Annotated in this window: 10 protein-coding genes; 9 read left to right on the top strand and 1 reads right to left on the bottom strand. The window is 36.2% G+C overall.

What is annotated here, in order from left to right:
- Positions 1-629 precede the first annotated feature (629 nt).
- Genes WEEVI_RS03035 through WEEVI_RS02995 form a run of 9 tightly spaced genes read left to right on the top strand, consistent with a single transcriptional unit; the run spans position 630 to position 10,626 of the window.
- A complete protein-coding gene (locus WEEVI_RS03035; protein ID WP_013597712.1) occupies positions 630-1,781 on the top strand; it encodes a glycosyltransferase in 1,152 nt (383 codons plus the stop codon).
- Positions 1,778-2,842 (top strand): glycosyltransferase, encoded by a 1,065-nt coding sequence (locus tag WEEVI_RS03030; RefSeq protein WP_013597711.1) that lies wholly within the window; start codon positions 1,778-1,780, stop codon positions 2,840-2,842. The genes WEEVI_RS03035 and WEEVI_RS03030 overlap by 4 nt, the downstream gene beginning before the upstream one ends.
- Positions 2,839-3,828, top strand: coding sequence for a glycosyltransferase family 2 protein (locus WEEVI_RS03025; RefSeq protein ID WP_013597710.1), 990 nt, complete (start codon positions 2,839-2,841; stop codon positions 3,826-3,828). The genes WEEVI_RS03030 and WEEVI_RS03025 overlap by 4 nt, the downstream gene beginning before the upstream one ends.
- Positions 3,828-4,943 carry an EpsG family protein gene (locus WEEVI_RS03020; protein WP_013597709.1) on the top strand — a complete coding sequence of 372 codons (1,116 nt, stop codon included), beginning with the start codon at positions 3,828-3,830 and terminating at the stop codon, positions 4,941-4,943. The genes WEEVI_RS03025 and WEEVI_RS03020 overlap by 1 nt, the downstream gene beginning before the upstream one ends.
- Positions 4,934-5,680, top strand: coding sequence for a glycosyltransferase family 2 protein (locus WEEVI_RS03015; protein WP_013597708.1), 747 nt, complete (start codon positions 4,934-4,936; stop codon positions 5,678-5,680). Before WEEVI_RS03020 ends, WEEVI_RS03015 begins: the two co-directional genes overlap by 10 nt.
- Positions 5,667-6,776, top strand: coding sequence for a glycosyltransferase family 4 protein (locus WEEVI_RS03010; protein WP_013597707.1), 1,110 nt, complete (start codon positions 5,667-5,669; stop codon positions 6,774-6,776). Before WEEVI_RS03015 ends, WEEVI_RS03010 begins: the two co-directional genes overlap by 14 nt.
- Entirely contained in the window at positions 6,766-7,563 is a 798-nt protein-coding gene (locus WEEVI_RS03005; RefSeq protein WP_013597706.1) for a polysaccharide biosynthesis/export family protein, read from the top strand. The genes WEEVI_RS03010 and WEEVI_RS03005 overlap by 11 nt, the downstream gene beginning before the upstream one ends.
- 5 nt (positions 7,564-7,568) lie before the next feature.
- Positions 7,569-10,061: an exopolysaccharide transport family protein gene (locus tag WEEVI_RS03000; RefSeq protein WP_013597705.1), complete on the top strand. Its 2,493-nt coding sequence runs from the start codon at positions 7,569-7,571 to the stop codon at positions 10,059-10,061.
- Positions 10,062-10,077: 16 nt separating this feature from the next.
- Positions 10,078-10,626: a sugar transferase gene (locus WEEVI_RS02995; protein ID WP_013597704.1), complete on the top strand. Its 549-nt coding sequence runs from the start codon at positions 10,078-10,080 to the stop codon at positions 10,624-10,626.
- An 87-nt stretch (positions 10,627-10,713) separates the two neighbouring features.
- On the opposite strand, the gene WEEVI_RS02990 is transcribed toward WEEVI_RS02995, so the two are convergent.
- Positions 10,714-12,342 (bottom strand): acyl-CoA carboxylase subunit beta, encoded by a 1,629-nt coding sequence (locus tag WEEVI_RS02990; protein WP_013597703.1) that lies wholly within the window; start codon positions 12,340-12,342, stop codon positions 10,714-10,716.
- Positions 12,343-12,369 lie beyond the last annotated feature (27 nt).

The raw sequence follows: 12,369 nt of genomic DNA, 5'->3' as shown, positions 1-12,369 counted from the left end.
TTGTTTAATATGAGGTTAAGTTCGGTCTTCATTGTTTATTTGGTTAATCTTTTTATAGAGTGCATAAAAATAGTTACTTTTATCGAAACCTAAACCTAAACATTGAAAAAGAAAATTTTTAAACACATCATAGTATAAAAGGAGATAAGAACACTTATGTCTATTTTCAATATAAAAATAGTAGATTGATGTTTCAAATATTCACTTGGGAAATATCTTTATTTAGTTAATTGTCTGATATACATATTTGATTTGATATAAAAGAAATTATTGAACCAATTGTAATGTATGATTCTAATTAGGGTTAATGATGTTTTAATAGTAGTAACCATTTTGTCATATTTCAATAACTTAAAGAGCTGGTTGAAATTAATGAATTGTATATTTGTTGACACCAAAGGTGACGCCGTAATGTTGAGTTTAGCCACCGAGCCCCATTTTCGTTTTTTCGAATAAGGATTCATTTGTTGTGAACTTCTAGAAAGTTGTTATTTATTGATTGAGAAATAAACTTAGGAATTTAGTAAACCTCTCAACGAGCAATTTGATCACTTTTCACAGTTTATTTGGTTAAACTTTTTACAGAATGCGTAAAAATAGTTACTTTTGCGCAAACCTAAACCTAAACATTGAAAAAGAAAATTCTCATTCGCATCGGATCGTTGCGGCATGGCGGTGCCGAAAAAATGGTGGTGAGTTTACTCAATCAATTGTCGCCAGAAAAATATGAGGTCGATTTACTGATCAATATTCGCTTTGGCAAATACTTGGATTTTGTACCTTCATGGGTCAACCTTATTTGGTTAAACAAAGGAGAAATCATCGAAACCAACCGTTGGTACGAGATTCCGATCAAGGCTTATCGTGTTTTGTATCAGGCTTTTTATAATCGAAACCTGAAATTACTTTATAAAACCAAGCTTCGTAATAAGCAATACGATGTAGAAATAGCTGCTATTCAGGGGGCTGCCGAATGGATTTTGAATTCGCCTAACCAATCGTCTAAGAAAATTCTTTGGATTCATAATGACCTCAGTAATTTCCCAGAATATACAGAAGAGAAAATTCAACGATTTTTTGAGTTTGATCGAATAATGGTTATTTCGGACAAAATCCAACAATGGATGCAAGGTTTTGCTCACAATGAAGAACAAAAAAAGAAAATTGTACGAATATACAATCCTATCGATACCGAAGAAATTTTAGCACTTTCTAAAGAAAAAGTAGAAAATCCTTTTCAGAATTCGTACCCGATTTTTTTGGGTGTAGGAACCGTTTTTAATCAAAAAGGATTTGATCGACTTCTAGAAGTTCATCAACAATTGATCGACGAAAAGATTTTTCATAACGTAATGATTGTCGGTAATGGTGTTGATTTAGATAAACTGCAAACTTTGGCAAAGGAGAAAAATCTGCAAGACACCTTCAAGTTTTTAGGATTTCGATCGAATCCGTATCCGTACTTTCAATTGGCCGACTACTTTGTGCTTTCTTCTCGATATGAGGGATATCCTACCGTACTTTTCGAAGCTTTTGTGTTGCAAAAACCAATTGTTGCTACCGATGTTTCGGGTGTGGTGGAAATCCTGGAAAATGGGCAATTGGGCAAAATTGTAGAAAACAATGAAAACGGAATTTATACCGGTATGAAAGCCTTGCTGACGGATGCCAATCTAAGCAAAGATTACCAAAAAAACATACAACAAACCGAATTGCCTTTTACACTAGAGAAAGCTGTGGCAGGGATAGAAAAGATTATCAATGAAAATGAATCGGCATGAAAACTGTTTTTTTTATTCTTCCCAACCTTCATCAAGGAGGTGCAGAGAAAATCGTTACAACCATTTGTAATGAGCTCGATCGCAAGCAATTCAGGTCTGTATTATTACTTTTTCAGAAAGAGGGGCCTTTTCTCAAAGATCTGAAGTCAGATGTTGAAATCATAGAACTGAAAACGAAGCGTATTCGCTTTGCAATTTTCCCGATTTTACAAGAGATTTACAAACGAAAGCCATCCATCGTGTTTTCTGGTTGGGGTGAGATTTCAGCGTTTTTATCCTATTTTATACCGCTTTTCCCAAAAGTGAAGTTTGTTTCGAGAGAAACAAATGTAGTTTCTAAACATGTCGTTCGGAAGGAAATCTTGTTTTTTTATAAGTTTTATCATCGTTTTGATGCGATTATTGCCCAAAGTGAAGATATGCGTCAAGATTTGATAGAAAACTTTCAGTTGGATAAAGAAAAAATAGTCAAAATCCACAACCCTGTTGATTTCGAGTTGTTGGATCAGAAACAAAATCAACCCATAGAATTGCCTTTTTCATCCGACCATAAAAATGTAATCGCTATAGGAAATCTAACAGCGCGCAAAGGTTTTGATTTGTTGTTGAATGTTTTTGCAGAACTGAAAAATACACCTATTCATCTTTATGTTTTAGGAGATGGTGTGGATAAAGAAAAGCTAGAGCATCAAAGACAAGCATTGGGGTTGGAGAATGTACATTTTTTGGGTCATGTAGAAAATCCGTATCCGTATTTGGCAGCGGCAGATTTATTTATCTTATCTTCTCGATACGAAGGTTTCCCGAACGTATTACTCGAAGCGGGTGCTTGTGGTACCTATGCTCTATGCAATGATTGTTTGGGTGGTATAAATGAAATAATACAACCAAAACGCAATGGAGAAATACTCGCAATCGAAAATACAAAAGCGTTTGCCGAAAGAATTGTTCATATATTAGAAGATAAACATGACGCTTCGAGCATACGAGATTCGATAAAAAGTAGATTCGATAAAAAGTTTATTATACATCAATATGAAGAAATATTAAACAAACTGTGAAGTATTCGACCAAAATATCAGTAATTGTACCGGTCTATAATACCGAGAAATATTTACGTAAATGTTTGGATTCTTTGGTGGCGCAAACGTTGCGTGAGATAGAAATTGTGGTGGTAAATGATGGGTCGCCCGATCGGTCGCAGACGATTATAGATGAATTTGTGGCGAAAGATAAACGCGTGAAAAGTTATCAGAAACCCAATGGAGGATTAAGTGATGCAAGAAATTTTGGCATAGAAAAGGCTACAGGAAAATATTTGGCTTTTGTAGATTCGGATGATTTTGTCGATGCTGAAATGATGCAAACCTTGTATTCTTTCGCCGAAAAACACAAGGCTGAAATTGCATTTTGTGATTTGGTGAAAGTGAATGAAAAAGGAGAGGAGTTTCGCGAATTACAACAGTCGCCGCAATTGGCCGAGAAAATTGTGTTGGCCGAAGATTTCACCCTTTTTGGTGAAATGTCTTGCTTTGCTTGCAATAAGATTTTTGATAGAAAACTTTTTGATCAACATCGGTTTGCGCTCGGGAAACATTTTGAAGATATAGAACTGATCCCAAAACTAGTGTTGGACTCTACAACAATAGCCAAAATCAATCAACCTTTTTATAAGTATTTCGAGCGCGAAGATTCTATCACAAAAACCCATACCGAAAAAGGGTTTGACATGTTTTGGGCTATTGAGCAAGTGACAAAGTATTTCTACGAAAGTCCATACGCAAAACATAAGGAAGATTTAGAAAGATTTCAGATTTTTCAGGGATATTACTCGTACTTGGGGTATGTGGCTTACATCAAAGACCGAGCATTAAAATCAAAAATGATTGATGAATTGGCGATTTTTTTGAAAAAATATCATTTAGAAGTCAATAAAATCAAACATTTACAGCGTTTCGGAAAAAATTATATAGTAAGTTTGCCTCTGAAGAAATGGTTGTATTATCAGCTTTCTTTTTTTAACCTAAATCTACTGAAGAAAATTTAATGAGTTTAATTTACTACATCATAATTTTTCTTTTGGCATTCGGCTCTATTCAAGAAGTATCGAGAGATCAACAGTTGGATAAAAGCTACTACCAATTAACCCTTGCTGTGATGATGCTTACGGCGGGCTTGGGTTATAATTTAAGTCCCGACTGGTTGGCGTATTACAACGCTTTTTATGCATCCGGAGAATTGTTGTATTTGTCGGAAGTTCACATGTTTGCCAAAATGATTGGAGTGGAAAGTGGATATATTTACATGAATCGACTTTTCTATAAGTTAGGATTTGATTTCGGTATTGTGAGTTTGGTGTTGGTTATTATCTCTCTTTCTCTGAAGTTTTCTACCCTAAAAAGATATTCCGCTTACCCTATGTTGGCGCTATTTATGTATACTGTACCAAACTTTTTTTTTGAAGAACATATACATATCCGACAAGGAATTGCGACGGCAATTTGTTTATATAGCGTTCGTTATGTGCTGGATCGCAAGTTCTGGAAATTCATGCTTTGTTTGGTGATTGCCTATCAGTTTCATCAATCGAGTATGGTTTTTTTCTTGGCTTATTGGTTGGTAAGAGTGCGAATTTCTACTCCATTAATTGGAGTATTTGTAGGAATGACTATTGTAGCCAATTATACTGGTTTAACTTCTGTTATTGATGCAATTATGGAGGTTATGCCAATCGGACAAGAAAAGTTTGAGGCATACGAATCTGATTTATATAAGTCAGGAGGGGTTGCAGTGGGGGATATTGTAAAAATAATTACCGTTGTCCTTATAATGATTTATAACAAGGCCGTTGAACACGATAAAAATTATGTCGCTTTCAGGAATTTATTTCTGATGGGAGTGATGTTGTATTTCTTTCTGGGGAAAGGTATTTTCGGTATTCGCTTACCAGGTTATTATTTGGTTTTTCTTGGCTTGGTGGTTTGTTCTATATTGTATAATATCAAAGATCGTGTGTTTGAAAAAAACTTGGTGTTTAATACCTTTTTCTGCTACACGATAGCCTTATTTTTTTGGTTCCAATTAAAACAAGCACACAAAACAAATTTTAATAATTATTCGACTATCTTTAGTTCCGAATCAATTTATGGATTATGGCGTTAGTATCAATCATTACACCGGTTTATAATTCGGAAGCTTATATTCTAGAAGTTTATGATTCGATAAAAAACCAAACCTATACACAATGGGAGTGGTTGGTGGTAGATGATTGCTCTACCGATAAATCGTACCAAAAGCTTTTATCGATTGAAGATCCTCGCGTGAAGGTTTTTCAATTATCAAAGAATTCTGGCGCTGCAGAAGCAAGAAATTTGGGTCTGAGAAATGCACAAGGTACCTATATATCTTTCTTGGATAGTGATGATTTATGGTTACCAAACTTTCTAGAAAAAACAACCACATTTCTACAAGACCATCAAGAAGCTCTGGTCTATACCAATTATAGAAGAGTAGACGAAAACTTGCAACCGATTTTAGACGATTTTGTGGCTGTGGATTATGTTGACTATAATCGCTTGCTCTATAATTGCCCGATTTTTTTATGTGCATCTGTGTACGATAGAAGAAAAGTAGGCGATATCCAAATACCAAAGGTAGATTTACGAGAAGACCATGCAATGTGGTTTTTGATTTTGACCAAAATAAAATATGCAAGAGCTCTAAATGAAACTTTGGTCATCTATAGAATTAGAGAAAACTCTGTTTCGCGAGATAAGCTAAAGATGATGCGTAAACAGTATGATGTTTATAGGAAATATTTAAAACTAAGCCCGATAAAATCTGCGTATTATACCTTTTTTTGGGCGCTAAATGGACTCAAAAAGTATGGAAGGATTTAAGATTCTAGATTATTTGTATACCCTGAGTTTATCGCCAATTTATATCAACATTATTGGTGCATTTTTGGTAGCCTTATCAATCACTCTCATTTCTATACCGAAAATCATCCGGGTAAGTCATCGTAAACAATTGATGGATCAGCCCGGCGAAAGAAGTTCGCATACGCAAAAAGTACCTACGCTAGGTGGTGTGGCTATCTATTTTGCGTTGGTTATCTCTTTTTCTATTTTTTCTTCAGAAATTAACTATAACTATTCTTTCTTTATGTCATCAATCACCATATTGTTTTTTATTGGTCTGATGGATGATTTGTTGGTTGTGGCACCCGATAAAAAAATATATGCACAGCTAATTAGTTCATTGTTAATAGTTTTTGGTTCTGGGATACAATTAACCACTTTGGGAGGTTTATTTGGTATTCATCAATTACCGTATGTGTTAAGTGTGATTTTTACCGTATTTGTGTTCTTAATTCTCAATAATTCTTATAATTTAATCGATGGTTTAGATGGTTTGGCAAGCTTCATAGGTATCATAATTTGCTTTGCTTTTATCGTTGTTTTTTTCCGTTTATTCGATTATTCGGCAGGCACTTTGGCAGTTTCTTTACTAGCCTCCTTACTTGGTTTTATACGATACAATTTATCCAATCGTTATAAAATTTTTATGGGAGATACTGGCTCTATGGTTGTCGGTTTTGTCCTTACCTTTTTATTGATTCGTTTCCTCTTTATCAGCTCACAGCCAAATTATTCACTAAATTCGGCTCCTGTAATTGGTTTATATATCTTTGTTATCCCGATTGTCGATACCGTTTCGGTAATCATTGCGCGGTTGCGTAAAGGCAAAAATCCTATGAAACCCGATAAGAATCATCTGCATCATCAGCTAATTTTCTTAGGGCTAAATCATGTTACAACAGGACTTGTTTTGGGATCCATCAATATCATATTTATCATAATTGCTTTCGTATTACGTAGAAGTGATATCAATTTTCTATTTTTGTTATTTTTAATATTATCAACTAGTTTTGTTGTACTTATATATCATTTAGTGAATCGAAAACAGCAAAAGCTTAACCTATATGAAAAATAAATTATTTCTATTCTTTTGTATACTTTGTGGTCTTTTATCGTTGCAATCCTGTATATCTCTAAAAGACTTACAATTAATACAACCCGACGAAAAACTAAAACTCGATAACCGAGGAATGATTGCCTATAATCGACCTGTGTATCATATCCAAAAATTCGATAATATTGTTATCAAAGTTTCATCCCGAGAACCAAGTAGCATGGGGATTTTGAGTGATTTTATTGCAAGAGGCAATCAGCAAAATAACACTAACAACGTTTTAGGAGGAGTGTATGTTCGGGAAGATGGTGCAATTGAACTGCCACGTATCGGGAAGATTCAGGTAGAAGGGCTTACATTGGCAGAAGCAAGAGAAAAGATCAAAACAGAATTCTACAAGATCTATACACCCGATGGAACTTTTATCGATGTTGATTTGGCAGGGATAGAGTACACTATAGTAGGAGAAGGAGTCAATGGGAATTTTACAAGTAGAAAACGAGATTTTAGTATGCTCGAAGCTTTGGCTAGTACAGGAGGAGGAACGAATAACATCTACTCGGATCTGAAAAATGTACGTGTCATTAGAACAACTCCATCCGGTACACAACAAGTTTATATCGATATGACGAAAGAATCGATCATGAATTCTGAATTTTTCTGGGTTCAGAATAACGATATTATTGTAATTAATCCACGCAAAGAAAAAGTGTGGGGTGTAGGCCTCAACCCGTTATCTGTCGTTACAACTGTAATGGGTGTATTAGCAACCGTTTTGGGTGCATACTTATTTTTTGATAAACTCTAATCTATATGCAACAACATAGTTCAAGCGACCAAAACTCTCAGAAAGTAAATAAAGTATCGCCTCTTGCTTTCGATTTCGAGCGACTTATTCCTCGAATAATCAATCATTGGCCGCTATTTATTCTTTCTGTTGGTTTTGCTTTGGGGGTAGCTTTTTATCTCAATAGCTGGTATTTTAAAAATATATACAAAACTTCTGCAACATTTCGTATAGGCTCTGGAATCAACAACTCGAATACCATGAGTGCATCGAATTCGATTAACTTCATTTGGGGAGGGTCGAATAATCGTGTACAAACCCTGTCATATGTAATGTCGTCTAGAACACACAACGATTTTGTTGTAAAAGAAACAGAAGGATATGTATATTATTACGAAGAAGGAAAACTAAAAAAGAAAGATTCGTATAAAACAGATGCACCTTTCAATGTAGTAGTAGATACAGTTCATACCCAAATTATCAATCAAGAAATTGCAGTAGAACCAATCAATGAATTTTCTTTCCGGCTCAAGCAAACAAGCACCTCGGGTACAGGAAGAGTATATAATTATGAACAAGACTCACTCTACTCAAAAAACATCAATATAGAATTACCGGTTGAAGCTCGTTATGGACAATGGATTTCTGGGAAGAATTTCCGATTTAAAATCATTCGAACCAAAATTCCTTACTACGAAGGAAGCAACTATACCTTCAAACTGGTAACGCTCAACGAAGCAATTCAGCGTACCTCGAGCAATATTTCCATAGTACCTGTACAAACCGGCGCAAATATAGTTTCGGTGAGTAAAACGGCCACAAATCTCAACGAGGCTGTAGATATCATCAATACTTCTCTTAAAGTCTTGATAAAAAACGAAATGGCCGAAAAGAACTTGGCTACAATCAAGACCAAAGAATATTTGCAATCTCAGCTCGATAAAGTAAAAGTAAAACTCGATAGCGCATCCCAAAACCTTACCGATTTACAAAAAAGAGAAAGGATTTATGATTTTGAAAGTAAAAAAGGCGAAGTAATCTCGGCCGTTACTTCCCTGGAGCGTGAGCGAGTGATGCAAATAGATCGTATCAATGCTCTGAACTCTTTGATTCCGAAATCAAATTCTAGCGTTAACAATATGATTGCCCTGAATATAGCTGGGCTCGATGTACAATACTACATGAATTATGTTGCCGAAATCGAATCATTAGAAAACCGTAAAAAAGAAATGTTGTTGACCTATCAGCCACAGTCGGAAGAAATACAGTTGCTGAATCAACAAATAGCCGAAGCGCGTAGATCGATCGATAATGTAGTGAGTGCTCAACGTAGAAAACTGAACTCGGATCTGAAAGATATCGAACGCAAGTTGAGTGATTACGAAAGTCAAGCACAGTTCCTACCACAACAAGAATTCTCTTTCTTAGAAGCGAATCGTGGCTTTGCAATCAATGATGAAATGTACAACAGTTTGATGACGCAGCTCAGCATTGCCGATATGCAAATAGCATCGAATGTATCGGATATTTTGATAGTAGACAATGCCCAAAACTTATCACAAGGTCCTATCGCACCCGATCGTAAACAAAACTACATAATCGCTCTGGTAATCGGATTGGCAGCTCCCTTACTTTATATAGTTCTGAGAGAATTGTTCGATACGAAAGTAAAAGTAATAAAAGATATTACCTCTCGAACCAAAATCCCTTTGATCGGAATTATAGGAAACTTAGGTGAGATGAATCCTTTGATTGTTATCGATCGACCAAAATCAGGAATAGCAGAAAGTTTCCGTGCTGTACGATCGAACTTGAAATTCTTGTACAAGAAAACAGCTGTGCATCCCAATAATAAAACAATTCTAGTAACTTCTTTTATCGGAGGCGAAGGGAAAACTTTTGTGTCGATGAACTTGGCATCAGTATTGGGAGCAGGAGATAAAAAAGCAGTATTGTTGGGGTTGGATTTACGCAAACCGAAGATTTTTGATGATTTCAAGCTCAATAACCATATCGGGGTTACCAACTATTTGGTTGATGAAGCCAGATTACAGGAGATCATTCAACCGACAAAACTTCCAAATCTTGATATCATTACAGCCGGACCAATTCCGCCAAATCCATCAGAATTGATTCTGAGTACGAAAATGGATGAGCTGATAAACCAACTGAAAGAACGCTACGATTATGTTGTTCTCGATACTCCTCCAATTGGCTTAGTTTCCGACTCTTATGATTTGCTGAAGTATGCAGATGCCACGCTTTTTATTTCGCGATATAATTACTCTGAGCGCAATTTTTTGAATGCCGTCCAGTCGAAATACGAAGACGGAGAACTGAATAATATCGGGATTATCCTCAACGATTTCCAAGTGAAAATGGGCTATGGCTATGGCTACGGGAATGAGTACGGTTACGGTATGACATATGGTTATGGCTATTTTGAAGAAGATGAATTTTTCGAGGATAATTTTATCGGTAGAATTAAACGTTTCTTTCGTAACTTCAAACGACATTAAATCAAAATGATGCTATATGCTGAAAAGCATTTTCGATAAAACCTTTGCTTTAATCCTACTACTTCTGTTGGTAGGATTAATCTTTTTATTGATTATTCTCGCTACGATAGATACACAGCAATTCGGTTTGTTTAGCCAAAAAAGAGTGGGGCAACATGCCAAGCTTTTCACCATCTATAAGATTAGAACCATCCGAACCAAAAACCATCAAAAACAAATAACTTCTTTTGGCAGATTACTGCGAAAAACAAAACTAGATGAGATTCCACAATTGTATAATATTCTGATCGGTGAGATGAGTTTCGTTGGTCCACGTCCAGATTTAGAGGGGTATGCAGATAAATTACAAGGTGAAGACCGGATCATTCTACAAGTGAAACCAGGGCTTACAGGTCCAGCCCAATTGAAGTTTAGAAACGAAGAAGAGCTCCTCGCTCTACAAGAAAACCCATTGCAATACAATGATGAAGTGATTTGGCCACAGAAAGTTGCCATCAATAAAGAATATGTGAAACATTGGTCCTTCGGGAAGGATTTGTATTATATCTATAAAACAATTGTATAAATTATACAAATTAAACAACCATCAATGAGAAACGCCTTCTAACAGAAGGCGTTTCTCATTGATCAATAAGTGTACGACTCTATTTATTTAGGTCTGAATTACACCTAAATTAAAAGGTTTTTCTATCGGTGCATGATTGGCTGCTTCTATCCCCATCGAAATCCATTTTCGCGTATCCAAAGGATCGATGATACCATCGGTCCAAATTCTAGCAGCTGCATAGTACGGACTCGTTTGTTTGTTATACTTTTCGGTAATGTCTGCAAGAAGTTCGTTCTTTTTGGTTTCGTCTACATCGATCCCTTTACTTTTTAGTGCAGATTCTTTTATTTGTAGCAATACTTTTGCTGCTTGTTCACCACCCATTACTGCTAATTGCGCAGAAGGCCAAGCGGCAATGAGACGAGGGTCGTAAGCTTTACCACACATGGCATAATTTCCTGCACCATAGGAGTTACCTACGACGATAGTAAATTTTGGTACAACAGAGTTGGAAACTGCATTTACCATTTTTGCACCATCTTTGATGATGCCACCGTGTTCGGATTTAGACCCAACCATGAAGCCAGTAACATCTTGCAAGAAGACCAATGGGATTTTTTTCTGATTACAATTGGCAATAAAACGGGTTGCTTTGTCGGCAGAATCCGAATAAATTACACCACCAAACTGCATTCCGTCTTTTTTAGATTTTACGACGGTTCGTTGATTAGCTACAATCCCTACTGCCCAACCATCTATACGTGCATAAACACAAATTATCGTTTTACCGTAATCGCCTTTGTATTCATCGTACTCAGAATTATCAACCAAACGCTTGATGATTTCGTACATATCGTATTGCTCGGCACGAGATATAGGTAAGATACCGTAAATATCTTCTTCGTTGAGTGCAGGTTTTACAGCTTCTACTCGGTTGAAACCAGCTTTTTCATAATCACCTATTTTACTCATAATCGATTTGATCCGATCAAGAGCATCTTTGTCGTCTTTGGCTTTGTAATCGGTAACTCCAGAAATTTCACAGTGTGTGGTAGCACCACCCAAGGTTTCATTGTCTATTTCTTCTCCGATAGCAGCTTTTACCAAGTAACTTCCGGCCAAAAAGATAGAGCCGGTTTTATCTACAATCATGGCCTCATCACTCATTATTGGGAGATAAGCACCACCGGCAACACAGCTTCCCATAACGGCAGAGATTTGGGTAATCCCCATTGATGACATGATTGCGTTGTTACGGAAAATACGACCAAAATGTTCTTTGTCCGGAAATATTTCGTCTTGCATTGGTAAATATACTCCTGCACTATCGACCAAATAGATGATGGGTAATCTGTTTTCCATGGCGATTTCTTGTGCACGAAGGTTTTTTTTACCCGTTATCGGAAACCATGCACCTGCTTTTACTGTTGCATCATTGGCAACAACGATGCATTGTTTGCCAGATACATATCCAATTTTCACAACAACTCCTGCAGAAGGACAACCACCTTCTTCTTCGTACATTCCATCGCCAGCTAAAGCACCAATTTCTATGCTTGGTTTTTTGGGATCTAGTAAATAGTCGATCCGTTCGCGAGCAGTTAGTTTTCCTTTTGCTTTATGGGATGCTATTCTCTTTTCGCCGCCACCCAAATACACTTCTGTTAACTTGCGTTTGAGTTTACTTAACTCTAATTTATTGTAATCTTCTCTCTGGTTAAATGTAAGATCCATTTTTCATTTTTGTTTGTGGTTAAAGCT

It is taken from the genome of Weeksella virosa DSM 16922 (assembly GCF_000189415.1).
GTDB lineage: Bacteria > Bacteroidota > Bacteroidia > Flavobacteriales > Weeksellaceae > Weeksella > Weeksella virosa.
The sequence above is the reverse complement of the archived record's forward strand: the minus strand, read 5'-3'. Positions and strand labels throughout refer to the sequence as shown.